Annotated in this window: 18 protein-coding genes; 7 read left to right on the top strand and 11 right to left on the bottom strand. The window is 58.1% G+C overall.

Features of this window, described 5'->3' with window-relative positions; all coding sequences use genetic code 11:
- Window positions 1-23 precede the first annotated feature (23 nt).
- Window positions 24-10,517: a non-ribosomal peptide synthetase gene (locus ACFSOY_RS19885; protein WP_386049599.1), complete on the top strand. Its 10,494-nt coding sequence runs from the start codon at window positions 24-26 to the stop codon at window positions 10,515-10,517.
- Window positions 10,518-10,745: 228 nt separating this feature from the next.
- Complete coding sequence (locus ACFSOY_RS19880; RefSeq protein WP_386049598.1) at window positions 10,746-11,789, top strand: TauD/TfdA family dioxygenase; 1,044 nt, start codon at window positions 10,746-10,748, stop codon at window positions 11,787-11,789.
- A 166-nt stretch (window positions 11,790-11,955) separates the two neighbouring features.
- On the opposite strand, the gene ACFSOY_RS19875 is transcribed toward ACFSOY_RS19880, so the two are convergent.
- Window positions 11,956-12,252 carry a VOC family protein gene (locus ACFSOY_RS19875; RefSeq protein ID WP_386049597.1) on the bottom strand — a complete coding sequence of 99 codons (297 nt, stop codon included), beginning with the start codon at window positions 12,250-12,252 and terminating at the stop codon, window positions 11,956-11,958.
- A 77-nt stretch (window positions 12,253-12,329) separates the two neighbouring features.
- Here ACFSOY_RS19875 and ACFSOY_RS19870 point away from each other — a divergent pair, with 77 nt between their 5' ends.
- Window positions 12,330-12,839, top strand: a complete 510-nt coding sequence (locus ACFSOY_RS19870; protein WP_386049596.1) for a TetR/AcrR family transcriptional regulator — start codon at window positions 12,330-12,332, stop codon at window positions 12,837-12,839.
- 220 nt (window positions 12,840-13,059) lie between these two features.
- Here ACFSOY_RS19870 and ACFSOY_RS19865 read toward each other — a convergent pair whose 3' ends face one another.
- The 9 genes from ACFSOY_RS19865 to sigY form a co-directional block, all read right to left on the bottom strand.
- Window positions 13,060-14,268 carry an MFS transporter gene (locus ACFSOY_RS19865; protein WP_386049595.1) on the bottom strand — a complete coding sequence of 403 codons (1,209 nt, stop codon included), beginning with the start codon at window positions 14,266-14,268 and terminating at the stop codon, window positions 13,060-13,062.
- A gap of 64 nt (window positions 14,269-14,332) precedes the next feature.
- Window positions 14,333-15,223 carry a LysR family transcriptional regulator gene (locus tag ACFSOY_RS19860; protein WP_386049594.1) on the bottom strand — a complete coding sequence of 297 codons (891 nt, stop codon included), beginning with the start codon at window positions 15,221-15,223 and terminating at the stop codon, window positions 14,333-14,335.
- Between the two features lie 375 nt (window positions 15,224-15,598).
- Window positions 15,599-18,694: an efflux RND transporter permease subunit gene (locus ACFSOY_RS19855; protein ID WP_386049593.1), complete on the bottom strand. Its 3,096-nt coding sequence runs from the start codon at window positions 18,692-18,694 to the stop codon at window positions 15,599-15,601.
- A gap of 77 nt (window positions 18,695-18,771) precedes the next feature.
- On the bottom strand, window positions 18,772-20,142 hold the full coding sequence (locus tag ACFSOY_RS19850; protein WP_386049592.1) for a sensor histidine kinase: 1,371 nt from the start codon (window positions 20,140-20,142) through the stop codon (window positions 18,772-18,774).
- Window positions 20,139-20,810, bottom strand: a complete 672-nt coding sequence (locus ACFSOY_RS19845; protein ID WP_386049591.1) for a response regulator transcription factor — start codon at window positions 20,808-20,810, stop codon at window positions 20,139-20,141. Before ACFSOY_RS19845 ends, ACFSOY_RS19850 begins: the two co-directional genes overlap by 4 nt.
- 70 nt (window positions 20,811-20,880) lie before the next feature.
- Window positions 20,881-21,837, bottom strand: a complete 957-nt coding sequence (locus ACFSOY_RS19840; RefSeq protein ID WP_386049590.1) for an alpha/beta hydrolase family protein — start codon at window positions 21,835-21,837, stop codon at window positions 20,881-20,883.
- Window positions 21,834-22,037: a sigmaY antisigma factor component gene (locus ACFSOY_RS19835; RefSeq protein WP_386049589.1), complete on the bottom strand. Its 204-nt coding sequence runs from the start codon at window positions 22,035-22,037 to the stop codon at window positions 21,834-21,836. Before ACFSOY_RS19835 ends, ACFSOY_RS19840 begins: the two co-directional genes overlap by 4 nt.
- Complete coding sequence (locus ACFSOY_RS19830) at window positions 22,034-22,345, bottom strand: YxlC family protein (RefSeq protein WP_386049588.1); 312 nt, start codon at window positions 22,343-22,345, stop codon at window positions 22,034-22,036. The genes ACFSOY_RS19835 and ACFSOY_RS19830 overlap by 4 nt, the downstream gene beginning before the upstream one ends.
- On the bottom strand, window positions 22,335-22,871 hold the full coding sequence (gene sigY / locus ACFSOY_RS19825) for an RNA polymerase sigma factor SigY (RefSeq protein ID WP_386049587.1): 537 nt from the start codon (window positions 22,869-22,871) through the stop codon (window positions 22,335-22,337). Before sigY ends, ACFSOY_RS19830 begins: the two co-directional genes overlap by 11 nt.
- Window positions 22,872-23,150: 279 nt before the next feature.
- On the opposite strand from sigY, the gene ACFSOY_RS19820 reads away from it, so the two are divergent.
- From ACFSOY_RS19820 to ACFSOY_RS19810, 3 genes are all read left to right on the top strand, one after another.
- A complete protein-coding gene (locus ACFSOY_RS19820) occupies window positions 23,151-23,837 on the top strand; it encodes an AlkZ-related protein (protein WP_386049586.1) in 687 nt (228 codons plus the stop codon).
- 102 nt (window positions 23,838-23,939) lie between these two features.
- Window positions 23,940-24,563 carry an acetyltransferase gene (locus ACFSOY_RS19815; protein WP_386049585.1) on the top strand — a complete coding sequence of 208 codons (624 nt, stop codon included), beginning with the start codon at window positions 23,940-23,942 and terminating at the stop codon, window positions 24,561-24,563.
- Window positions 24,564-24,975: 412 nt separating this feature from the next.
- Window positions 24,976-25,872, top strand: coding sequence for an EamA family transporter (locus ACFSOY_RS19810; RefSeq protein ID WP_386049584.1), 897 nt, complete (start codon window positions 24,976-24,978; stop codon window positions 25,870-25,872).
- 73 nt (window positions 25,873-25,945) lie between these two features.
- On the opposite strand, the gene ACFSOY_RS19805 is transcribed toward ACFSOY_RS19810, so the two are convergent.
- Complete coding sequence (locus ACFSOY_RS19805) at window positions 25,946-26,380, bottom strand: hypothetical protein (RefSeq protein WP_386049583.1); 435 nt, start codon at window positions 26,378-26,380, stop codon at window positions 25,946-25,948.
- An 87-nt stretch (window positions 26,381-26,467) separates the two neighbouring features.
- On the opposite strand from ACFSOY_RS19805, the gene ACFSOY_RS19800 reads away from it, so the two are divergent.
- The gene (locus ACFSOY_RS19800; RefSeq protein WP_386049582.1) at window positions 26,468-26,653 is read left to right on the top strand and encodes a hypothetical protein; all 186 of its coding nucleotides are present in this window, start codon (window positions 26,468-26,470) and stop codon (window positions 26,651-26,653) included.
- Window positions 26,654-26,812: the final 159 nt, after the last annotated feature.

The following is a 26,812-nucleotide window of genomic DNA, read 5'->3' as shown; positions in this document are numbered from 1 at the left end:
GGAAGAAAGGGGAGGGTCTCCCAATGAACGAGAACCGGCTTGAGGGGCAAGAGCTTGAGCAGAGCCAATCGGCAGACGACGCTGAGCAAGAGGAATATGTGTTTCCCGCCTCCCATGCGCAACACCGGATGTGGATGATGGAGCAACTGGTCGCAGAGCGCGGGATGTACACCATTCCGACCGCCGTCGCGCTGAGCGGAGATTTGAACGTCGCCGCCCTCCGGCAGAGCTTGGACGAGATCATCGTGCGCCATGAAACGCTGCGGACGACTTTTGAACTGGAGGAGGGAGAGCTGATCCAAGTGATCACTTCCCCCTTCGCCTTGCGACTGCATCACGAAGATCTGAGCGATCAGTTGGGTGAGCGCCAATCGCAGGCGGTGCGGGAGTGGGCGCTGCAAGAGGCGAGGACGCCGTTCGACTTGGAAAAAGGCCCGCTGTTGCGCGCCGTCTTGCTCCGCCTCGGAGAGCAGGAGCATGTTCTGTTGCTCACGATGCATCACATCGTCTCAGACGGTTGGTCGATGGGCGTGTTGGTGCGCGAGATCGGGGCGCTGTATCCGGCGTTTGCTGCTGGGCAGAGGTCGCCGTTGCCAGAGCTCCCCCTGCAATATGCAGACTTTTCGGAATGGCAGCGCCAATGGTTGCAAGGTGAGGTGTTGGCCAAGGAGTTGCAATATTGGCGGGAGCAGCTCGGTGGCGATCTGCCAGTTCTGCAGCTCCCCGCCGACCGCACGGTCAGCGCCAGAACAGGTGCGGGGGCGAGACAGACCTTTTGGGTGCCACACGCTGTGCAAGAGCGGCTGCGCGAACTCGGTCGCGAACAAGGAGCTTCCCTGTTCATGACCCTGCTGACCGCGTACAAATCATGGCTGGCTCGCTACACCGGGCAAGAGGATCTCGTCGTGGGCACGCCGGTCGCCAACCGCAACCGCGCGGAGATCGAAGGCATGATCGGATTTTTCGTCAACACGCTGGTGATTCGAACGGAAGCGGCTGGCAGCCCTACCTTTCGCGAGCTGCTCGGTCGAGTCAGGAAGGTGACGCTCGAAGCGTATAAACACCAAAACCTGCCGTTTGAAAAGCTGGTCGAGGAGCTTCGCCCCGAGCGTCATCTCAGCCACACCCCGCTGTTTCAGACGATGTTCGCCTTGCAAAATGCGATGAATGAGCCGTTGGAGTTGCCGGGGCTGACGCTGAAGCCGCTCGATTATGGAAGCGAGCATGTGAAGTTTGATCTGCTCGTCACGATGGGAGAATCGCCAAGTGGCCTTAGCGGGGCGTTCGAATACAGCACCGACCTGTTTGATCATCAGACGATCGAGCGCTGGATCGAACATTTTCAAAACCTGCTGGCCGAGCTCGCCTTTCAGCCTGACGTTCCGATCTGTGAGCTGTCGTTTTTGTCAGCAGCGGAGCGGCAACGAATTCTGGTGGATTGGCAGGGGCCGAAGAGCGACTACCCGAGCGAGCGAACAGTTCACGAGCTGTTCGCCGAGCAGGCTCTGCGCACGCCGAACGCGGTGGCGCTCACCTATGAGCAGGAGCGCTTGACCTATCGGGAGCTGGATGCTCGCGCCAACCGTCTGGCTCGCCATTTGCAAAAGCGGGGCGTCGGGGTGGCAGACCATGTCGGTCTGATCATCGAGCGCAACCTCGACATGATCGTGGCGATGCTCGGAATTTTGAAGGCGGGTGCCGTCTATGTGCCGATCGATCCAGCCTATTCGGATGACCGTTTGCAGCATCTGATCGTCGACTCGGAAGTCAAGCTGTTGCTCACCCACAAGAGTTTCGAGCGGCAGTTGTCGCAGCAGGTGCCCACTCTGTACCTCGATTGCGAGCGAGCGGAGATCGACGAGGAAAGCGATCTGCCGTTGGAGCTGGCGATGACGGCAGATCACCTCGCCTACATCAACTACACGTCAGGCTCCACCGGGCTACCGAAAGGCGTCTGCATTCCGCATCGCGCTGTGGTGCGCCTCGTGATGCAGGATGCGTATGTCCGCTTTGCGGAAGACGACGTGTTTTTGCAGTTTGCCTCGATCTCTTTTGATGCTGCGACGTTTGAAATCTGGGGCAGCCTGCTGCATGGGGCGCGTCTGGTGGTGTTTCCAGCAGGGCAGGCATCGCTTGCGGAAATCGGTCGAGTCATCCGCCGAGAAGGTGTGACGACGCTCTGGCTGTCTGCCGGTCTGTTCCATCAGCTGGTGGACGAGCAGCTAGATGACCTGCAGAGTGTACAGCAACTGTTGGCGGGCGGGGATGTGCTCTCGCCACAACATGTGAAAAAAGTGCTCGATCGCTTGCCCAACTGTTGCGTGATCAACGGCTATGGGCCGACCGAAGCGACGACCTTCACCTGCTGCTATCCGATGACCGATGGGAGTGTTCTGGAGCACAGCGTCCCGATCGGGCGTCCGATCGCCAACACGAGCGTGTATGTGCTGGATCGTCACCTGCAACCGGTTCCGGTCGGTGTGCCGGGCGAGCTGTACATCGGCGGCGACGGGTTGGCTGCCGGCTATTGGAAACAGCCGGAGCTGATGGAACGAACCTTCCTCCCCAACCCGTTTGCTGAGCGAGCGGGCGAGCGGATGTATCGCTCCGGCGATTGGGTGCGCTTTCGTGCGGACGGCGTGCTGGAGTTTCTCGGGCGCATCGACAATCAGGTCAAAATCCGCGGATTTCGCGTTGAGCTCGGCGAGATCGAGGCGGCGCTCGGCCGCCAGCGAGCAGTTGCTGACGCGGTCGTGATCGTGCGCGAAGACGTGCCGGGTGACAAGCGACTGGTCGCCTACGTGGTGCCAGCGGAGGGAGCAGAGGGTGAAATCCAGGATCTGCGCCGCGAATTGAGCCGCGTCTTGCCCGATTACATGGTGCCGAATCATCTGCTGATCTTGGACAAGCTGCCCTTGACGGTCAACGGGAAGGTCGATCGGCGCGCGCTGCCAGAGCCGAATGTCGAAAGCGAAGGCGCGGGTCGAGGACAAGGGGAGCTGTCCACGCTGACGATGCGGGGCATCGCCGCCATCTATGCGGATGTGCTCCGCCTGAAACAGGTGGGGCCGGACGATCACTTTTTCGATCTCGGCGGTCACTCGTTGCTCGGCACACAGGTGATCTCGCGACTCCGAGCGGAGTTTCAGGTCGAGCTCCCGCTGCGCGCGCTTTTCGAAGCACCGACGGTGGCCGAATTGAGCGAGCGGGTCGAAGAACTGCTCGCAGAGGAAAGGCCAATCGAAGGAGGGCCGATCGTCGCCGCCGATCATCAGGGACACCCGCCGCTCTCGTTTGCACAGCAGCGCTTGTGGGTGCTCGATCAGCTGATCCCAGGGCTGGCAGCATACAACAGCCCGTTCGCGATGCGGCTGACCGGATCGCTGGATGAAAGGGCGCTCGTGGAGAGCCTCCAGCAGTTGGTTCTGCGCCATGAGATCTTGCGCACCACGTTTGTCGAGCAGGAGGGGAGAGCGGTTCAGAACGTCCAAGCACCTGTGTGCGCACCGCTCGACAAGGTCGACCTGCGACAGCTGGTGCCCGAAGCGCGAGAGGCGGAGCTGGTTTGCGTGATCGAGCGGGAAGCGGCACACCGGTTCGATCTGAGCCGTGGGCCGCTGCTGCGATATTTTCTCGTGCAGTTGAGCGAACAGGAGCATGTTCTAGTCGTGAACATGCATCACATCATCATCGACGGATGGTCGGTCAAATTGTTCATCGAGGAGCTGGGCGCCCTCTATCTCGCCTCTGCTGACGGCCAGCCTTCGCCGCTCGCCCCGCCAGCCTTGCAGTATGCCGATTATGCCGCTTGGCAGCATCGCGAGCTGCAGGGAGAGCGCTGGGAGCGGCAGTTGGATTATTGGCAGCACCAACTTCGCGATGTGCCCGTCTTGCAGTTGCCGACCGACCGACCGAGGCAGCCGGAGCAGACATACGCGGGCGCAGAGGAGCGGTTTACACTGCCCAAAGCGTTGCATCATGCGCTGAGCGAATTGAGTGAACAGCTCGGCGTGACGCTCTTCATGACGCTGATGGGAGCGTTCCAGACGCTGCTCTGCCGGTACAGCGGGCAGGTAGATTTCGCGGTGGGCTCGCCGTTTGCGGGGCGCACTCGACGCGAAATGGAGTCGATGATCGGCTTTTTTGTCAACACGCTGGTGCACCGCGCCGACCTGGCGGGAGAGCTGACGTTTGCTGAAGTGGCGACACGTGTGCGCGACACCGCGCTGTCAGCGTTCGAACATCAGGACATCCCGTTTGACAAATTGGTCGAAGAGGTCAGCTATGAGCGCCATGCAAACTGCTCGCCGCTGTTCCAAACGATCTTCGCGCTGCAAAACAGCCCGGTGGCGGAGATCCAATTGCCAGAATTGCGGCTGCAGACGGTCGAGTTCACCACGCATTTTTCCAAGTATGATCTCTCGCTGTTCATCCATGAGGAAGAAGCGGGCTTGGCGGCTGCGATCATCTACAATACCGATCTGTTCGACCGAGAGACGATCCAGCGCATGAGCCGCCATCTGGAAAACCTGTTGAACAGCATCGTGCAGGAACCACACCGTCCGATCAACGAGCTTCCGCTGCTTTCCGAAGCGGAGCACGAACAGCTGGTGCACGGCTGGAATCGGACAGAGCGAGCGTTTTGCGAAGACAAATGCGTGCATGAGCTGTTCGAAGCGCAGGTGGAGCGCGTGCCGGACGCGATCGCTCTGGTTTATGAGGAGGAGCGGCTGACCTACCGCGAGCTGAACGAGCGCGCCAACAAGCTGGCCCACTACCTGCGATCGCACGGCGTCGGCCCTGAGACGATGGTCGGGATCTATATTGAGCGCTCCGCTGAGATGATCATCGCGCTGATCGGAATCTTAAAGGCGGGCGGTGCCTACGTAGGGATCGATCCGGCCCTGCCTGCTGCGCGCATCCAGATGATGATGGAGGACGCGGGGCTGAAGGTGATCTTGGCGCAGTCGGAGCTGGCAGGCTCACTGCCGCCGCACGATGCGAACGTGCTTTGTCTCGACACCGAGTGGGATCGCATCGAGCAGTTGGACAGCCACAACCCAGTGAGCGGCGCGGGCTTGCACAATCTCGTCTATGTGCTGTTCACATCCGGTTCGACCGGGCGACCGAAAGGCGTCTTGGTCGAGCACCGCAATCTGTTGAACTACCTGTTGGGGATTGGCGAAGTGTTGCAGCTGCCGCCCGGTTCGAGCTATGCGAACGTCTCCACACTCTCCGGCGATGTCGGGCAAACGGCGATCTTCCCGTCTTTGTGCGGCGGAGGGACGCTGCACATCATCGCACAGGAGCGCGTGTCCGATCCGGAAGCGATGGCCGACTATTTTGAACGAAATCCGGTCGACTGCTTGAAGCTCGTCCCCACGCACTTGGCCGCCTTGCTCAGCGGAACCAGACCGACGAGCATTTTGCCGCGGCGGGCGGTCGTCGTGGGTGGGGAGATGTTGCGCTGGGATCTCGTCGAGCGCATCGAGAGCATCGACCCCGAGCTTGCCATCATCAACCACATCGCGCCAACCGAGTGCACATGCGGAGCGATCACCTACAGGGTGGAAAAAGATGCAGCGACTCGCTGCACCACGACGGTGCCGATCGGACTGCCGATCGCCAACATGGAAGCGTACTTGCTGGACAGCCGCTTGCAGCCGGTGCCGATCGGAGTTGCTGGCGAAGTCTACTATGGCGGCAAAGGTGTCACACGGGGCTACCACGGACGCGAGGATCTCACCGCTGAAAAATTTATTCGACATCCGTTTCGCGCCGACCCGCACGCTCGCTTCTACCGCTCGGGCGATCTGGCCCGACGCTTGCCTGACGGTCGCATCGAATTTCTCTCCCGCATCGACACGCTGGTAAAAATTCGCGGGTTCCGCGTCGAACTCGGGGAGATCGAGACGGTGCTCGGGATGCATCCGTCCGTCAATGAAAACATTGTGGTCGCGCGCGAGGACACGCCTTCGGACAAGCGGCTGGTCGCGTACATCGTCTGCAAGAAGGGCGCTTCTGTCACCGTGACCGAATTGCGCGCCCACCTGAAAGCGGAGCTGCCCGAATACATGGTGCCGTCCGCGTTCGTATTTCTTGATGCCCTGCCGTTGACCGCCAACGGCAAAGTGGAGCGGCGAATGCTGCCCGCTCCCGATCCGCTCGCTGTCGAGCTGGTGGAGTATGTCGCGCCGCGCACCGAACTGGAAGCGCAGGTGGCGGAGAGCTTCGCCGAAGTGCTGCGCATCGAGCGGGTCGGGATGAACGACAACTTTTTTGAAATGGGTGGACATTCGCTGCTGGCGACGCAAGTGATGACGAGACTGCACAGCAAACTTGGCCGGCACGTGCCGCTGCGCTTGCTGTTCGAAGCGCCGACCGCTGGCGAGCTGAGCGGAGCGATCGCAGCGAGCATTCGGCAGAAAAAGGGAGAAGATGTGTTACCTCCGCTCGTGCCGATGTCGCGGGAACAGAGCGCACCGCTTTCGTTTGCTCAGCAGCGCCTCTATCTGCTCGAACAGCTCGTGCCGGGCACTGCCGTCTACAACATGCCGTATCTGATGCGCTTGGAAGGCGCGTTACATCGTCAGGCGTTGGAAAAAAGCCTCAACGAGATTCGCCGGCGCCATCAGTCGTTGCGCACCACATATGCGGAGCAGGACGGCCAGCCTGTACAAAACATCGCGCCGTTCGCGTGGGAGCCGCTCATCTGCCAGGATCTGCGCGGGCAAACGGAGGAGCAGGTGCGGGAGCGGGTGCAACTGGAAGCGACACGCCCGTTCCATCTGTTGACAGAGACGCCGTTCCGCTATTCGCTCTGGCAGGTGGACGACGAGGCGCATCTGCTGCTGATCGTTTTGCACCACATCGCTTCTGACGGCTGGTCGCGAATGGTGCTGGCCCGTGAGCTGAGCGTGTTGTACGAAGCGTTCGCCAGTGAAAAGCGGTCTCCGCTGCCGGAGCTGCCGATCCAATATGCAGATTATGCTGCTTGGCAGCGGGCTTGGATGCAGGGGGATGCTCTGGAAGAACAGATGAACTACTGGCGGAACAAGCTGAGCGGGGAGCTTCCGGTCCTGCAACTGCCGACCGATCGACCGCGCCCGCCTGTGCAGACACATCGCGGGGCGGTACAGCAGTTCGAACTTGACGAAGCGCTGACCAAAGCGTTGCAAAACATCAGCAAAGAGTCGGGCGGCACCCTGTTCATGACGCTGTTGGCCGGCTTTCAAACGCTGCTCTTTAGGTACAGCGGTCAGCAAGATCTGCTGATCGGCACGCCGATCGCTGGGCGTCGCCAGGAAGAGGTGGAAGGGCTGATCGGCTTCTTCCTGAACATGCTGGTGCTGCGCGGCGACCTGTCTGGCGATCCGAGCGGCCGCGAACTGCTGCGCCGTGTTCGCGAAACATCGCTCGATGCGTATGCGCACCAAGATGCGCCGTTTGAAAGGCTGGTCGAGGAGCTGCAACCGAAGCGCGACCCGAGCCGCTCCCCGCTCTTTCAGGTGATGTTTGCGCTGCAGAACATGCCGGAGCGAGAAGTTGTCACCACCGATCTGGTGATGCGGCCGGTGGAGACGGTGGTGTCGACAGCCCGCTATGACCTCTCGCTGTCGATCGTCGAGCGCGACAGCACGTTGCTGGGGGCGTTCGAGTACAATACCGACCTGTTTGAGCAGAGCACGATCATGCGCATGATCGACCATTTGAAACGCCTGCTGTTCGGGCTGGCGAGCTGGCCGGATCGACCGCTGTCCAGTTTGACGATCTTGACCGAACAGGAATTGCAACAGTTGCAGCAAGAGTGGGATGGCGATGAGCACCATCCTGAAGCGCTGAGCGTGCCGCGCTGGTTTGAACGCCAAGCGGAGCAGACGCCCGATGCGAGGGCCGTTTCATTTGAGGGGCGGACGGTGACCTACCGCGAGCTGAACGAGCAGGCAAATCGCGTGGCGCATCGGCTCCAGACGCTAGGTGTCCGCGCAGAAGACCGAATCGGTCTCTGCATCGAACCATCGATCGAACGGGTCGCAGGTCTGCTCGGCATCTGGAAGGCGGGAGCGGGGTACGTTCCGATCGACAGCAGTCATCCGGCGGAGCGCATCTCCTTGATTGTCGAAGATGCGAGCCTGTCTGTCTTCGTCACAGAGGAGTCGCAGTTGCACCTGTTGCCGCCAGATGCGCTTCACATCTGTCTTGGCCACCTAAGCGATCAACTGGCCCAAGAGCCTGCTGAAAATATCGACCTTGCGATCTCGCCGCATCACCTGGCCTACATGATCTACACGTCAGGCTCTACCGGACGCCCGAAAGCGGTGATGGTCGAGCATGGCAACCTGTCCAGTGCGCTCTATGCGAGCCAACAGCAGTTTAAGTTCTGCTCAGCTGATGTGATGCCGTGGATCGCATCGGTAGCGTTTGACATCTCCTTGTTCGAATTGCTGAACCCGCTGTTGGCGGGAGGCACCGCCGTCATCCTCACCAAAGAGCATGTGCTCGACCTGCCGTGGTTGATCGGGGAGATGGAGAGCTACACGACCCTCCATGCGGTCCCGAGCCTCTTGCGCCAGATCGTCGAAACGGTCAGAGAGCAAGGTATCCAGCTGGAGCGCTTCGCACGCCTGCGCACCATTTTCACCGGGGGTGACGCAGTGCCGCCCGACCTGTTGCCCGCTGTGCAGGAAGTGTTCCCGGGGGCGGATGTTGTCGTGCTGTACGGGCCGACGGAGAGCACGATGATCTGCGCTCACCATCTCGTGCCGCGCGGGAAGCAGATCGCGGGCTTCCCGATTGGCAGACGAATGCAAAACGCCGCCCTCTGCGTGCGCGATGCGGCCGGACAGATCGTCCCGACTGGCGTGCCCGGCGAGCTGTACATCGGCGGTCATGGCGTCACGCGCGGCTATTATCTGCGAGACGAATTAAATCGAGAGAAATATGTGCAGCGCGACGGAAGGCGATGGTATCGCTCCGGCGACTTGGTGCGCCAACTTCAGGACGGTACGCTCGAATTTTTGGGCAGGATCGACGATCAGGTAAAAATTCGCGGGTTCCGCATCGAGCTAGGGGAGATCGAACAGGCGCTGATGCAGCATGAGAGTGTGCGCGATGCGGCAGTCGTCGTGCAAGAGCCTGTTGCGGGTGACAAGCAGCTGGTCGGCTATGTCGTGCCGCTTCCGGGCAAACTGCTTGATCGCGCCGAACTGCGCAGATCCCTGCAAAAATGTCTGCCTGAGTACATGGTGCCTTCCCATCTGCTCGCGATCGACAAGATCCCGCTCAACGCGAACGGCAAGGTCGATCGCCGCGCCCTGCCCGCGCCGCAGTGGAGCGAAGAGGAGCGCGACTCGCTGTTTGTCGCACCGCGGGATACGCTGGAGCGGGAAATCGTGCGGGTCTGGAGCCGTGTGCTCGGTCGCCCGAACATCGGGATCACCGACAACTTTTTCAATCTGGGAGGTCATTCGTTGCAAGCTGTGCGCTTGATGGCCGAACTGAAAAAGCAGTTCGGCGTCACGCTTCCGCTCTCCGTTCTGTATCAAGAAGGCACGGTGGAAGCGGTCGCCCGATCGTTGCGAGCGGGTGACGCATGGCGCGACTTTGCTTCGCTAGTGCCGCTGTCCCTTCCGATGGGGGTGGATCGACCAGAAGGGGAGCGCCAACTGCCGCTCTTCCTCGTTCATCCAGTCGGTGGAGTCGCGCATGTCTATGCGGAGCTGGCACAGGGGTTGACCCCGCATCCTGTCTACGCACTGCAATCGCGCGGGCTGGCAGGGGATGTGGAAGTCTCCGCAAGCGTCGAGGAGATGGCCGCTCTCTATCTGCGAGAGATGCGAAGCGTGCAGGCGCAAGGGCCGTATCTCTTAGGCGGCTGGTCGTTCGGCGGCGTCGTCGCCTATGAGATCGCCCAGCAGCTGATCGCACAGGGCGAACAGGTCGCGCTGGTAGCGATGATCGACGCGGTGGTGCCAACGCCTGAACAGCAAGGAGTCTCCGGCGGAGCAGAAGGGGAAGCAGCGAGGAGTCACACCGATCAGGAGCAGGAAGAGCGGATGGCACTGTTGGCGTTTGCGCAGGATTTCGCAAGGAGGGGCGGATTGGATATCGAGCCATTCCTCGATCATTTCAACGGGAATGCCACGGCGATCGCTGCAGAAGAGCTTTTCGAGCGGCTGCTATCGACGATGAGGCGAGAGAATGCTGCGCTGACAGCAGATGTCGAACTTGCTCATCTGCTTGACCTATTCGCGATCTTCCAAGCAAATGATCGCGCGTATCGAAGCTACAGCCCGCTACCGTCCACGGTAGAACTCACGCTCTTCCGGGCGGAAGCAGGTGCGGTGCGCCGCCATCCCGATCCGACCTTAGGCTGGGGTTCGCTCGTGCCAAACGTTGAGCTGCGCGATGTGCCGGGCGATCACTATACGGCGTTTCAGATGCCGCATCTCGCCATGTTGACGAAAAGTCTGCAAGACAGGTTGGCAGAGTATGTGGCGGTTCGGACAGATCGATAAAAGCGCGGGACGGGAGAATGCGGGCGATCAAGAGGTCGATCGCCCCCTTTCGACCGACTCGAACTTTCTTTGTGGGCTGGCAGCGCTTTGACGCATGCTGTTCAGCGAGGCGTTTTCGGTTGCACTTCAAATACGAAGCTGACGCAGCGAGCAAAGAGCATCTGGGAGCGGGCAGGCGCCTATGCATGCGGGCGTTTGAGCATCATTTTTCATCAAGGAGGGATGGACATGTTCGGAGAGCGACGATTGTCCAAACAGTTCGGGTATGGCAGGAACAGTTCGGATGAGCCGATCCTTTCAATTACAGAGGAAGAGCGAGCGGCGTTGTATCGGCTGGTTGAAACTTTAGGACCGATTGACAGCCGGAAGTTGAACGGAACATTTTTCACTCAGCTCGAAATGATCGGTCATCAAATTCCCGAGCGGATAAAAGAGGGTTTGATCCATTTCAGAAGGTATCCAAATCGCTTTGGCGCACTGCTGCTGCGCGGCCTTCCGGTAGACTTGAAGCTGCCGCCAACTCCGCAAGATGGCAACCCATCATCCGAAAAAACGTCTTTCGTCAGCGAGTATCTCCTGATGATCTCGATGTTGTTTTTGGGAGAGCCGATCGGGTATTCGGAAGAAAAGCGCGGCCAGTTGATTCATGACATTTGCCCAGTCCAAGGGCAGGAGGACAGACAGGAGAACAGCGGCTCCAGATCGTTGTTCGAGTTTCACACGGAAGACGCGTTCCACCCGCATCGCCCAGACCATCTGGCCTTATTCTGTCTGCGCTCCGATCATGACCAACAGGCGCGCACCGATGTGGCTTCGATCGTCAACGCCATGCAAATGATGCCGAGTGCGGCGATCACGCTGTTGCGGCAGCCGCTGTATCGATTGCGCGCCCCTTCCTCGTTTGGCACTTTGGAGTACGCGACGACAGTTCCTGTCCTGACCGGCAGTTTGCTGCAGCCTGAGCTTTGCATGAATTCGCATACGATGGAAGGGATCAATTCGGAAGCGCAGTGGGCGCTTGATACATTGATTGAAGCGTTCGAAGAGGTGTCGGTCGGATATGTTTTGCTGCCGGGGGACTTGATCATCATCGACAATCGACTCGCAGTCCACGGCCGATCGAGCTTCAGCCCGCGCTATGATGGTGAGGATCGGTGGTTGCAGCGCCTGTTCACGGTGACCGACATTCGCCGCTCCAGCTTCAGCAGAGCTCCCAACCAAAACGTCTGCGTGCCGCTGAATATCGAATTCGCGATGCAAGGCTCGCAGTAACAGCTCTTGCTCGGCGGTGGGAACCTCAAGTTCCCACACGCGCCAAGAGGCTCGATCATCGGGTCGTTTTGTGCAACTGAAGATGATCAAAAAGGGAGGCCGTCTGCTGGCCTCCCTTTTTGATCAGTTCTTCGTCATGTCCAAGATCCGAATCGGGTTGCCCGACTCATCTAGGTAGATCGCATAGCGGCCAGGCGGGATGTCCATCGGGTCGAGCACAAACTTCAACACTTCCCGCTTTTCCTCGTAAAGAGTCGACCGAATCGACGAGAAACACACCGCCGGAGGGCACACCTTCATCCTGATCTTCCAGCATCAGTTGCACCTCGCTGTTGCCCGGAATCTTCATCGCCGCCGTGTGTTCCCCTTCCCGCCACGCTTCCTCAAAACCGTGCGTTTCGCGATAATAGGCGAGCGCCTGTTTCAAGTCTTTCACGTAATGATGCAAGAAAACGAGCTTCATCAAAATCCCTCCATAAACGGTTTATGGAAATAGCATAATCGGTTTACGTTATATTGTCAACGTGTTATGATAGGAGCATGAAAGCGAACATTCCAATCCCAGGTACAGCAAAAGCGCGTTTGTTGGAGCATGCGATCGAAGATTTTGGCACGAAGGGCTATGATGGGGTGAACGTCGTCGAGCTCGCCCAAAAGTCGGGCGTGACCACCGGATCGCTCTACCACCACTTTGGCAACAAGCTGGAATTGTACAAGACGGTGCGTGCGGAGATGGAGCGGAGAGTTCTCGACCGGATGGAAGGCGCGTCAGCAGTCATCGAGCGGTCGACCGCCAAAATTCGCGCCGCGCTGCTGGTCGGTTTCGATGCGGCTGTGAAGTTTGATGCGTGTCGCCTGCTTGGGGAACAGGACCCGAGCGGTCGGTCCGATCAGGTGGCAGAGCTGCTTGCCGTCCTCCGCGAACAGGAGCCAGCAGGTGTTGAGCACCTGCTCGTCGCCCTCTGGCGTGCCGCGCTGCTCGCGGTGGCAGACGGTCAGCCTGCCGATCGAGCGCGGAGCGCACTCGCTTGGGCGTTGCCGTCCGAGTGAGGGCAGATGTGTGATCGCACCAGCGATTCTTTGCACGCTGACCGAAGCGAGCGCAGCGAGAACGCAGTGGATCGAAAAAATGAGAAAGACCCCTTTCGTCGAAAAGGGGTCTTTCTCATTTTGAGCATCAAGCAGCGCCGATTGCAATCGGTTCGATCGGTCGGCTCTCGCAACGATCGCAGGGGATGTTTTCCGGAACAACTGAATTGTCAACAGCCGATCAGGAGGGGGACACAGGTCGCTTCAGCGTCAAAATTCGCATCAGGACGAGCAGTCCGGCCAGAGACATGAACGAGTAGGAAAAGCCGATTCGATCGACGATCGCGCCGAACAGCGGAAAGATCAGCATGATGCCAAAGGAGGTCAGCAGCGAGATCATCGAAAAGAAGGTCGCCCGCACTTGGGAGCTCAGCCTCGCCTGCACAAAGTTGGAGAAGATCGGTTCCAGACCGGTGGAGGTCAACCCCATCCCGTAGAGGAGCAAGACGGCGATCCAACCTTGTCCGGCAGCAAACAGGAGCAAGAGCAACAAAAAGATCAGGTAGATCGATCGGAAGAGCGGAGCAAACTGAAACTTGCGCTCCACCCGGTGAGCAAGCTTGGCTGCCACCGCGCTCAGCAATGCTTCCAACATGAAGATAAATCCGATCTCGCCCGTCGAGAAACCCTGCCGCTTCAGATGTTCTTGAGCGTAGAAGATCACCACCGTCATGATCGTCACCAGCGACACGAACAGCACGACCGGCTTGCGCAGGGAAGGCTCCTTTTTCCAGACGAGAAGCGCATCGACGATCTGCGCTTTCCACAGCCCGATCGTCGATCTTTTCGGTTGGGAGCTGCTCGCATCTGTCAGCTCTGGAAGCGGCGGTGCCGGCTCTTTGATCAACCAGACCAGCAACATGGCGACCAGCTGGGCTACGATGATCGAGGAGTAGACGAGCGTCCAGCTCAGCTCGGCCATCAGCCCGCCCACCCATTGGGCGATCGACAGCGAGACGAGCAACAGCGCGGTCTCATTTCCGGCGATCTTCGTGTAATTGCTCTCCCTGCCGCTCGCCTGAAGCGTTTCATACAACAGCGCCTGTGAGGCGCCCGACTTGAACGTCACCGACAGCCCCATCAGAGCAAACGCGAGCGAAAAGGTGAAAAAATTCCCGCTGATCATCATGAACAGCGCGTAAAAGAGCGAGACGAACGTCCCGATCAGCATGCTCTTTCGCCGCCCGTACAGGTCGGCCACCATTCCGGTCGGAACTTCAAAGAGGAGGATCGCTGCGTGCAACAGCGACTCCAGCAAGCCGACCTGCGCCATGTTCATGCCGCGCTCCACCAAAAACAACACCCAGAGCGCACGGTCAAAAAACAGGCCGGTCGCAAACGTGTACGCATAGATCAACAGGATGTTGTTTTTTACCGACTTCTGGTTCACTTCGCTTCCTCCACTCTCATGCTGTCTGCGAAGTATGGCCACCGCTTGCTACCAATAGGTAGGATCAAGCATTGACGAAGCTCGGGCAGTTCTTTTTCACATACTCTTTCGCATGACAAATAAACTCAGCTCCTGCGGGAGAGATCGTCTGCAGACAGCGCACGCCAAGCCCGATCGTGCGCGTGGTCTCCGGCTGCAAGCGTGAGGTCGCCACATTGGGCAAGCTCGCCGGGATCGCCATCTCCGGCAGCAGGGTGACACCGATTCCCCCCTGTACCAGCGCCATGATCGTCGCCGTATCTCGCACTTCAAACTGCACCTGCGGCACCAACCCTTCTGCCGCAAACAGCTGCCGAATCATCCGATCATAGCCCGCTTTGGGCATGATGAACGGCTCGTTGGCGATCTGCTCGATCCGAATCAGCTCTTCATCGCGGAGCGGGTGGTTGGGCGGCAGGAACACGCGCAGCGAATCTTGCACCAGAGGAACCTCGCGCACCCCTTCGGCGGGCAAGGGCAAAAATCCTACATCGACGACCGAGTGGAGCACCCATTCGGACACCTCGCCCGCGTTTCCTTCAAACAGTGCGATCTCAACGCCGGGAAACTGACTTTTGAACGAGGCGATAATCCCGGGCAGCAGATTGGCAGCCGTGCTCGGGATCGAGCCGATGCGAAGCGTCCCGATCTCCAGCCCGATCGATGCGGACGCTTCCTGTTTCATCAGCGTGGAGCGCCGCAAGATCTCCCGCACATGCTGAAGCATCCGCTCGCCGATGCGAGTCGGTGTGATCCCGTTTCGGCTGCGATGAAGCAGCGTCACACCGAGCGCAGACTCCAGCGACGAAATCGTCTGTGAGACTGCCGACTGGGTCAGTCCCAAATGTTCACTCGCTTTTGTGAAACTTTTCGTCTCGATCACAGTAACATATACCTGAAACTGAAGTAGCGTCAAGTTGCACCTTCCCTCTATTAATACTTGATAACATAATGTATCGTAAATGGTCGTTTTATTTATAGAAAATACGTGTGTTAAGCTTATTATAGCAATCCCTGTAAAAAAGAACAGATCAGAATAGTATAAGTTTTGCATATAAATTGATTTTGGAAGATTTTTATTTGAATCAAGACCCTGCAATTCGAATTTGATGAGGGACGCTTGCAAGGAGTGTGCGGAAGGGTCACATGGCTGAACGTCAGACGAAAAGGAGACCGGAGAGCCAAGCAAAGGGCCAGCCTGAGCATGCAACACGTCGGGGATGCATGTATAAACAACAAAGGTGCCGACCCATCGCGGGTCGGCACCTTCGCCTATAGGAAAAGCGGTTGCTTACAACAGATCTTCTGTGCGCGGTTTATATTTTTTCGACACCATGCTGTAGAGCACCGGCACGAAGAGCAAGGTCAAGAAGGTCGAAGTGGTCAGACCCCCGATGACGGTGAGGGCGAGCCCTTTGGAAATCAGGCCGGCTTCTTCTTGGGACAGGCCGAGCGGCACGAGAGCGAAGATGGTCGCCAGCGCCGTCATCACGATCGGGCGCAGGCGAGTTTTCGCTGCCTCGACCACAGCTTCGGTCAGCTCAAGCCCTCTGTCGCGGTTTTTCTCGACCCGATCGAGCAGGACGACCGCGTTGGTGACGACGATGCCGATCAGCATCAGCAGTCCGATCATCGCGCTCATCGACAGCGATTGCCCGGTGATCAGCAGCGCGCCGAGTGCGCCGATCGGCACAAACAGCAGGGAGGAGAGGATGACCATCGGCGTCTTCAGACCGCCAAAGGTGAAGCTCAGGATCAGGAAGACGAGGAACACGGCGGTCACCATCGCGATGCCCAGCGAGGTGAAACCTTCGGTGATCATCTCCATACCGCCGCCCGTCTCGTAGGTGACGCCATCGGGCAGGCTGATCATCTTCAGATCGTCCAGCACCGAATTGGTGACTTTGGCCGTGTCATCGCTCTTGATCACGGCGGACAGTTGGGCATACGACTTGCCGTTGTAATGCGGGATGACGACCGGAGTCTGCTCCGTCTTGATGTCGGCGATTTCGCCGATCGTTTTTTCGCCAGCAGCCGTATGCAGTTTGACAGCGGCGAGCTGCTCTTTGTCTGCGATCGCTTTGTCATATTTCAAGAACAGATCCCACGACTTGCCGCCGAGCTTGTAGGTTCCGACTTCGACAGGGCGCAGCTGCTCAGAGACGGATGCCATCAGCTGCATCGCGCTCACGCCCGCCTCTTCGCCTTCGCGGTTGAGCGTGACAACCCATTTTGGACGCAGCTCGTTTAAGTTGTTGGTGATGTCTTTCAGATCTGCATTCTGCTTCAGCGCCTCTTCGACTTGAGTCGCCGCCTTGCTGAGCACGGTGAGATCTTCACCGTACAGCTTGATCGTGACGTTGTTGCCAGAAGGCGGGCCGCTCATCTCACCCGCTTTGACATCGATCTCCGCCTTTGGCTCCGCTGTTTGAACCAGTTGGGTCAGTTCTTTTTTCGCGTTTTCCATCCAGCTGTCGACCGAAGTGTCCGCTTGGAGGTTCACGCTAAATTTCGCTTGGTTTTCAGCGCTCTCTCCCTCCATGGCTCCCATCTCATTGCCCATGCCGATCGAGACTTGGGTGGTCTCGACTGCGCTTTGCTCTTTCAGATAGGCCTCCACTTTTTTGGCGACCTCATCTGTCTTTTGCAGGGAAGTGGCGTTCGGAAGTTTGAGGTTGATCTGCGCCTGCTTACCTTCGCCAGACGGGAGGAAGGAGACGCCGAGCACGGGTATCATCGCCAGCGAGCCGATCAACAGCACGATCGTCAAGGTCAGGACGAGGCCCTTTTTGCGCAGGGAAGCGCGGAGCAGGCGTTCGAACGCGCGGGTGATGCGACCCTCTTGATGCTTCAGCTTGATCTTGTTGAAAAACTTGCTGCCGAGCACCGGAATCAGCATCAGCGAGACGAGCAAGGACAGCAGGATCGAGGTGACGACGGCGATGGCAAACGGGCGGAAGAACTCGCCGATGATGCCGCTTACGACCGCCAGCGGCGCGAAGACGACCACCGTGGCGAAGGTGGAGGAGGCGATCGCGGTGGTCACCTCTTTGGTTGCGCGATAGGCGAGCGCTTTTCCGCTCAGCTGCTCGGCGCTTTCCTGTCGCCAGCGATAGATGTTTTCGATGACGACGATCGAGTCGTCGACGATGCGCCCGACGGCGACGGCGAGCCCGCCGAGCGTCATGATGTTCAGCGTGTAGCCGAACTGATTGAGCACGAAGATCGTGCCCATGATCGAGAGCGGCAAGGACAGGATGGAGATCAACGTCGCCCGCACGCTGCGCAGGAAGAGCAGGATGATGATGATGGTGAACAGCGCTCCGAGCAGCCCTTCGCGGACGAGCGCGGAGACCGATTTTTCCACTTCGTTCCCTTGGTCGAACACGACGTGGTAGGTCAGGTCTTTTTCGTTCTGCCATTTTTGCAGGACATCTTTGACGTGGTTGACCACTTCGGCGGTGTTCGCGTCCTGCGTTTTCATCACTTCTAACAGCAGGGAAGGCTGGCCATTGAAGCGGGTGATCGAGTTCTGCGAGGTGACCTCATCGATCTTAGCCACATCTTGCAGCAAAATAGGAGCGGGCTTTTGGCCGCCGGCAGCTGCGCCCTGGGGAGCGCCCGTCATACCTGGAAGCTGAGGAGATGCGCCGAGGGCGGAGGACAGCTTCAGGTTCTTCAGCTCGTCGATCGTGCCGATTCCCCCGATCAGGCGCACAGGGATCGAACTGCTCTCCGTTTTTACCGAGCCGAGCGGCATCGAATACTCTTTCGCTTGAATCGCCTCTCTGATCTGGGCGAGCGAAAGCCCTTTTTCGGCCGCCTTTTTCTGGTCGACGATCACTTGCAGGTCGGTGGTCTGCGTGCCTTTGAGCGTGGCGGAGGCGACGCCTGCCACCTGCTTGAGCTCAGGCAGGACGTTGTCTTCGAGCACTTTTTGCAAGCGGGTGGCATCATTGCTTGCGATCGCCACCTGATAGATCGGGATCGAGCCGCCCGATAAGCGCTGGACGGTCACTTTCACCTTTTCTGGCAGGTTGGTTTTGGCGATCGCCTCTTCCACCTTGCCGGTCATATCCTCCATGTCGGTGCCAAACGGGTAGGTGATAAACGTGCCAGACGCGTTTTCGCTGGCGGTCGACTGGACGCTGTCATACCCTTTTAGGTTCAACAGCGCTTTTTCCAGCGGTATGGTGACTTCCCGCTCGACGTCTGCTGCCGATTCGCCCGGATAGACGCCTTGGACGAGCAGGGCGGGGAAGGAGACGTCGGGGAACGTTTCGATCTTGATCTGGTTAGTCGAGTACAGACCGCCGACGAGCACCAGCACACAGAGGATGATGACGGCGATCGAATGTTTCAAACTTAGCTTCGTAAGTCCGCTCATAAAAAATGCTTACCCCTTTCTGTTCAAATCTCTGGGGTAAGCATAAAGCTTCATTGTGAACTCAGTATGAACGAGGTTCATGGTTTCGGCAGCGTGACTGAGAAGGTGCTCCCTTGTCCCACCGCGCTCTCCAGTGCGATCTCCCCGCCGTGGATCGAGATGATCGTCTTGACGATCGCAAGCCCGAGCCCGTTGCCGCCGACGCTGCGGTCGCGAGCCTTGTCCACTTTGTAGAAGCGCTCGTAGATCTTGTCCAGATCCTCCGCTGGGATGCCGATGCCCGTGTCGCGGATGGAGACGGTGACGCTGTTCTCCGCTTCGGTGAGCGACAGGGAGATGGTGCCGCCCGGTGGCGTGTATTTGATCGCGTTGCCCAGCAGGTTGGTCCAGACTTGGCTGAGCTGGTCAGAGTCGGCGATCAATATGATCGGCCGCAGATCGAGCTCGACCGTCAGCCCTTTTGCTGACCACAGCGGCTCTGCTGCGATCACCGCGTGGCGCAAACCTTCGTCCAGCGCATAGGGAAATGGGCGGAACGGGTGGTGCTTCGCCTCCAGCGAGGCGAGGCGGAGCAGGTTTTCACTGAGGCGGGACAGGCGCTCGCTCTCCTCGTGGATGATCTGCAGGTAGCGCTTGCGGGTGTCGTCAGGCAGTTCGCCTTCATGCAGCGCTTTGGAAAATCCTTTGATCGAGGTCAGCGGCGATTGGATCTCGTGGGAGACGTTGGAGACGAAATCCTGACGCATCTGCTCGATCTCTTGAAGCTTTTGCGCCATATGGTTGAAGCTGTCTGCTAGCGTGCCCAGCTCGTCTTTGCGCGTAAAGCGGATGCGCGCATCAAAATCCCCTTTGGCCAGCCGCTTGGTGGCAGATGTCATCTGGACGAGCGGTTTGACCAGATAGCGGGAGAAGATCAGGATCAGCAGGGAGCCGACGCCGAGGACGATCGAGAGCACGGTGACCAGATAGAAGATCGCCTTTTTTTCATGTTGCTGATTTTCGGGTGCGGGCTGGATGAACAGCGCGTAGCGCTTGCTGTCGATCTGAAGCGGGAGGCCGATCGTCGTCTGCATATACTCGACATTTTCGTCGAGCGGACTGCGATAGACGCCGCCCTGCACGACAGACCGCACCACATCGGGCGAGATCTCTCTTCGCTCTTTGATGTCATGAGGCGCAAACGCTTGGCGGCCTCCCGAATCGTCATAGAGCAAGAACCAATAGCTGTTGAACTTGGCGATGTTGCGGAAATAGACGTCCTTATCGGGGGGAGCTTGCGTTTCATAAAATGAGATCACCTGTTTCCCGACGACCGCCATCTCCTCTTGAAGCAGTTCGGTCATCTCCGTTTCAAACAGCGAGAGGGAGATAAAATACGAGGCGATGATGCTCAAGATCACAACGCCGATAAAGGTGAGGACGGTGCGCAGGTAGAGCGTTTTGATCATGTGCTGACCTCTAAGCGGTAGCCGAGCCCGCGCACGGTGGAGATCTTAAAGCTGCTCACCGGTTGCGTCCGCTCGCGAAGCCGCTTGATGTGCACATCGACCGTCCGATCATCCCCTTCGTAATCGATGCCCCAGATGTCGGTGATCAGCTGCGCGCGGGTGAAGATCTGACCGGGGTAGCTGGCCAGCTTGTACAGCAGTTCAAACTCTTTAGGCGGCAGCGAGAGGCGCAAGGTGGGAGCGATCACCTCAAAGGTGAGGCGGTCGATCTGCACATCGCCGATGACGATCTTCTGCGCGGCGTTGATGCGGTAGCGCTTGAGCAATGCTTTGACCCGCATCACCAGCTCCAGCGGATCGAACGGTTTGACCAGATAGTCGTCCGTTCCCAGCCGAAACCCTTTGATCTTCTGCTCCGATTCCCCTTTGGCGGTGACCATCAGCACGGGCATGTCATACTCCTGTTTGATCTTTTCGCAAAGTTGATAGCCGTCCATCTTCGGCATCATGATGTCGAGCACGATCAGGTCGGGCTGCTCCTGTTCGATCAGCGCGAGCGCCTCCACGCCGTTGCTCGCTTCAAGCGTTGCAAATCCCTCTTTATGCAAGTAGTGATGAATCAGTTCGCGAATGTGTGGATCATCGTCGGTGATGAGGATTTTGATCATCGACCATTCCCCCTTTTCGAGATCATGATAACAAAAAAGAAGCCCGGAGGCTTCTCTTGTTGTCCAGCTGTCAGGCGGTGGGCTGATCGGTTGCAGCCTGTTTTCGCAGCCAGGCGAGCACCATTTCGGTGAGCTCCGCATCGATCGGCAGTTGGGAGAGCCGTTTGTAGGAAGTCTTGAGCGAGAGCAGCGTGGCGCGACCTGGCTCCTTGCGCAAGATGTGAGTCAGATCCTCGATGATGTGCCATTCGGAAGGGCCGGCTGTCGCTTCGGCGATCTGCTGTGCCTGTTCGGGCAACACCTGAATATCTTTTGAGCCGGTGATGGCGATCGTCGGGCAGGTGACCTTGGCCAGCGTGTCGCGCACATCATATTGATAGTGTTCGCGGAACCATTTGGCGTTCACCTTCGCCCCTTTGAGGCGGATGGTGTCGGCGGTGGAGGCGAGGATTTTGGCAAACATCTTCTGGTTGCTCTTCCGCGCCAGTGGGACGACTCGCAACAGGCGGATCAGCAGCCCTTTCAATCCGGTCATCTCCCCGAGCTCCTGGAAGGCGATCTCGTTTTGCCGATCGACAGTCGTCCGCAGCGATTCGGCGATGCCGGCGAGCAGGACGAGGCCGGCGACCGGCTCGCGCTCAAACACCTGCGGAGCGAGGATAGCGCCTTCGCTGTGCCCGACGAGGAAGATGCGGTCTGGGTCGATGTCCGGCTGCGTTTTTAAGAACCGCACCGCTTCGACCGCATCATCGACCAGATCGTACATGCCGGTCGCGTGATAGTCGCCGCCGCTCGCCCCGATCCCGCGCTTGTCATAGCGCAAGGAGGCGAAACCGTTTTTGCCGAACTGTTCCGCCAACAGCTTGAACACGCCAAGCGGCATCCCTTTCGCGTCCGAGTTGCGGTCGATCGGGCCGGAGCCGTGGAGGAAGAGAACGGCTGGGTGCTTGCCCGCACCGGTTGCCGGCAGGGTCAGCGTGCCGAGGAGCGGATAGGTGGAAGCGATCGTTACATCGAGAGTTTTCAAGTGAGGTCACGTCCTTTTCGAAAGATCTTGCGAGCAAAAAACAGGTAGAACAGCGTGGGGAACGGGCATTGAATCAGCCCCCAGATGCCCCAGAACCAACGGTTGTGGCCATGCTTGCGAGCGTTGAGAAACAGCCAGGTGCTCTGTGCCAGCAGGATCGGAATGACCAAAGAGAGCACGAGGATCTCAGTCGGCGTCATCTTGCATCCACCCGCTTTCGAGCGCGCAGGAGCCAGACGGCAGGAACGAGGGTCGCCAGCGCTTGGAGGATCAGGTACAGACTTTTCGACTGCGTGAACAGGGTGAGGGTGACGGTGAAGATGACCGCTGCGACCAGCCAGAAGAGGAGCAGATCTTGGATCAGGCGCCGGCGCAGCTTTTTCTTTTCTGCGAGAATCTGCGCTTGAAACCACTGCAGATCGGGCGTGTAGACCGGATGAAGATCGTCGAGGGAGCGAAGCCCTCGATTCAGTTCGTCAAGCGTGTTTTGTTCGTCGTTAGCGCTCATCGGGGGACAACTCCTTTCGCAAGCTTTTGATGCCGTTGTGAATGCGGGACTTGACCGTCCCGATCGCCAGGTTCAAGATGTTGCCAATCTCTTCATAGGAGTAGCCGTAATAATGCTTGAGGATGATCGGCATGCGAACTTCTTCTGACAGGTGGCCGAGCGCATCGAGCACCAGCGGCCATTCCTCTTGGCTCCGCGCTGCTTGCCAGCGCATTTTCCGAAGCGCCTGCTCCTGCTCTTGCCAGTTGCGCTCGCGCTTCTTTTTGCGCAGGTCGTCGATGTACAGGTTGGTGGCGATGGTGATCAGCCAAGAAGAAAACTTGGAGGTGCTGTTATAGAGATGAATCTTCTCGATGCATCTGATCATCGTCTCTTGCGTCAGGTCTTCAGCAAGCGACGGGTTGAGTGTAACTTTGATCAAGTATTTGACCAGAAAGGAGTAATGTTTTTGCATCAGCAGCGACAAGGCCATCGTGTCGCCTTGCTTCGCTTGCAGGATTAAATCCTGTTCGTCTTTCTCTTCCATCAGAGGGGGCCTCCGTTGTTGATTTCGCAGATAGTACGTTTGAAATGATCTGATCGTTCATTTTACTTTAGCCGATCGAAAGATTTTTTGAAATCATGAAGCGAAGACTCGTTCGAGCGAGGCGTGATGATGGCGGAAGGTGAGTGCCGGCGGGCGGCGACAGTTTTTGCAGAATGGGGTCAGCGGGTGCTGGTGCGGCAGAAGAGGTCGGGATGCGGATCGCGATTTGTGATACAATCAGTAAAAATGGAATGTTTTGGAGAGCGAGGTCAACATCTGATGAGCACGGAAGTCAAAGCGGTTGTCACGTTCCAAGCGGCGAGTGCGGCGGTGCAAGAGTTCGGTGTCTTGCCGCTGTCGAGCTTTATCCCCGATCACCCTTCCTTAGAATCGATCACGACAAAAGAGAGTTGGCACACCGGGCTCGAAACTGATCCCTGGCTTTGGCGAGATCGGTTTGCCGGAGAGGGGGTTGCCGCCTATGGACGGTTTTTTGCGAAAAAACCGATTCTGATCTCAGCGGCGCTCTTTCCTCTGTTCAAGCTCGCGTTTGGCGAGACGCGCTCGGTGGAGGAGCGCTATGCGGCAGGCTTGGTGTCCAAGGCGGTGGTCGAGCTGTATCGGGCGATCGAAGCGAATCCGGGCATCGATGTGAAGTCATTGAAGAAACAGGTCGGGATGCAGGAGAAAGAGCGGAAGAGCGAGTTTGATCGGGCGCTGATCGACTTGCAAGCTTCGTTCGAAGTGGTCATTCTCGGCATTTCGGAGCGCTTGAACGAGTTTGGCAACAAAAACGGCTGGAACAGCACGTGCTATATCATGGCGGATCGCTGGCTGGAACTGCAAGGTCAATCCCTGCCAGAGCTGAGTATGACGGAGGCGCAGGAAGCGCTCTTCGCCCAGCTTGAACAGCAGGTGAGTCCGGGCGCATTCACCTATCTGCAAAAAGTGTTGCGCAAGCGATAGCGCGCGTTTCCGCAGCGAGCCAGATGTGAAAAAAAGCAGGGATAGCGTTGATCGCCGTCAAACAAATTGTTAAAGGAAAGTCGGCGCGAGGGAGTGGGAAGCGTGAATGGCAAGCTGATCATCGTCGGGATGGGCGGACACAGCAAGGTAGTGGCCGATGTGGCGCGAAGATGCGGCTATCAGGTGCTCGGGTTTCTCGACAGCAGGAGACCGGATGCACCGCACGGGCCGTACTTGGGCACGGTGGAGGAGCTTTCGGAGCGGATCATCGCGGACGTTGCCTTTTTTGTAGGGATCGGCAACAACGCGATTCGGCAAAAGGTGGCTGGTCAGCTGCGGGCGAAGGGAGCGCTTCTGGCGACGCTGATCGACCCGTCCGCCATCGTCGGCAGCGGCGTGACGATCGGGGAAGGGACGTTGGTGATGCCCGGTTGCATCATCAATGCGGACAGCGCCGTCGGACGGCAGGTGATCCTCAACACGGCGGCGACTGTCGATCACGACTGCGCGGTCGCAGACGGTGTGCACCTCTCGCCAGGCGTGCATCTCGCTGGGGCGGTGCGGGTGAACGAACTGTCCCATGTCGGGATCGGCGCGTCGGTGATTCAGGGCGTGACGATCGGTGCGCGTTCGGTGATCGGCGCAGGCGCTGCGGTGATCGGCGACATTCCGAGCGATGTGACTGCGGTCGGCGTTCCCGCCAAGGTGATCCGCTCTCACCGCTAAATGGCTGACCGAAGCGCGGGACAAGCTGTCGCTGCCGCGACAGGTTCCGATTTGCCGGAAGCAGGGGATCGGAAGCGTTTATGTGTTGCGCCTTGTGCGTTGGGCGGACAAACGATCTGAAAAGTGAAGCGCGAGGCCGTCTACTCAAGCGGAGTGGCGGTCTTTTTGTTGGCGTTGCTCGCTATATTCGTTCTGAAGGAGTGGACTCGCTGCATGCTCTGCCAGAATCAGTTGCGGGAGCGCGGGTGGAAACTGGGGAATGGTAGAGTGAGAGGAGCAGGAGGACTTTTCGCGCATTTGTTCGAATCTGATCGCTTTATTCTGATCATCAAAGGTCGTGCACGAGCGGATCATTTGGTGTATGATCGAATCTCGATAGGATGTGAAAGTGGAAAGTAGGTGGGGAATACGGATGAGCCGCACAGTGGCGATCTTATTCGTTCTGATCGGCGGGGCGAGTTACGGCTTGATCTCACCGGTGGTGAAACACGCATATTCACTCGGGTATTCTCCGGGCGATGTGACATCTGCACAATATTTTATGGCGACGATCGTGTTGCTATTGATCGCAGCTTTTCAATTCCGGCATTTTAAATCGTTGACGCGTCGCGATGTGTTGCTGTTTTGTTTTCTCGGGGTGCTCTCGACCGGCACCAGCATTTTTTACTATCTGGCTCTCTCTGAGCTCCCAGCTTCCCTGTCGATCGTATTGCTGTTCCAGTTTGCGTGGATTGTGATGCTGATCGATTATCTGGTCAAGCGCAACAAGCCGACGAAGGCGAAATGGGTGGCGCTTGCGCTGATTGTGATCGGAACTCTCTTCGCGGTCGATCTGTTCCATGCTGAGTGGGAAGGGGTTTCGACAAAAGGGCTGGTGCTCGGCCTGCTGGCATCGCTGACGTACAGCACTTTTTTGTATTCGACAAGCTATGTCCGGCAGGGAACGTCGCCGTGGGTGAACAGCGCGATCATTGCGACCGTTTCGATGGTGACAGTCTTCTTCGTCTTCCCACCCACCTTTCTGTTCAACGGCACGATGTGGAGCGGCCTGTGGATCTGGGCGCTGATCATCGGAGGGCTCGGTCAGGTCATCCCGCCGGTGTTTTTCAACATCGGGATTCCGAAAGTCGGCGGGGGATTGGCAGGCGTGCTCACCTCGATCGAACTTCCGGTCGCGGTGGTGGCCGCCTTCTTCCTCCTGCATGAACAGGTGACAGGGGTGCAGTGGGTCGGCATCGTGATGATCTTGCTCGGCATCGCGGCCGCGGAGTTTCGGAGGCGTTCGCGCAAAGGGTTTAAGCAGGTGTAGAGAAAAGGGAACCTCGATCGTTCGAGCTCATGAACGATCAAGGTTCCCTTTTTGTGTCTCCTGCGTGAAATCATCACTTGATCTCAAATTCTAGCTCATCTTTCACATCGTATGGTTGATGGTTATTCGTATGCAAGGTCGCTTCGATCTTATGCTTGCCCTTGCTCAAGCTTTGCAGGACGTAGACGTTCTCCTTGACGCTGATGCGCGAGGGGCTGCCATCGACGAAAAGGTGGATATGGCCTTCGCCGGGGACGTGCATCCCACTGTAATGTTCGGGCGACAGGTGAAAGTTTTCAGTGTGGAAGGTGATGGTCGCCTTGTCGCGGTTCACCTCCACCTTCATCTCCAAACTCGGCTTGTTTTGACCCTGGGGACTGAGGGCGGGTGCGGTGGGCGTGTTCCCTTGCTGCTGCGGCGTGAGCTTCTCCTTGGTGCCGCAGCCGGAGAGCCATGCTGCTGAAAGCAGAGCGGTCGCGAGGAGGATCGTTCTTTTTTGCGTATGCATCGTCAGGACTCCTTTTCAGTTTATTTGATGTTTTGTTGATAGTTGTTGTTTTCAGGATGGACAGCCGAACGAAGAGTTAGACATGCGTTGCCGATTGGATCGGTGTTGATGGGGGAAGAGGAAGAGAGGAAGAGAGGAAGAGAGGAAGAGAGGAAGAGAGGAAGAGAGGAAGAGAGGAAGAGAGGAAGAGAGGAAGAGAGGAAGAGAGGAAGAGAGGAAGAGAGGAAGAGAGGAAGAGAGGAAGAGAGGGGTGCTGTGCGTCTTGAGCTATGAGCAAAGTCGCCTCTGTTATCTGGAGGTTTTTGGCGATCGGTGATTTGTTGAAAAAAGTTGTTGACTTGCGGATACTAGCCGTGATACATTATCTCTTGTCGCCGCGAGAGAGCGGTTGACGCGAAAGAGCAAAACGATTGATCCTTGAAAACTAAACGA

The sequence above is a fragment of the Tumebacillus lipolyticus genome (assembly GCF_042682745.1).
GTDB lineage: Bacteria > Bacillota > Bacilli > Tumebacillales > Tumebacillaceae > Tumebacillus_A > Tumebacillus_A lipolyticus.
This window is presented reverse-complemented; position numbering and strand designations above follow the sequence as displayed.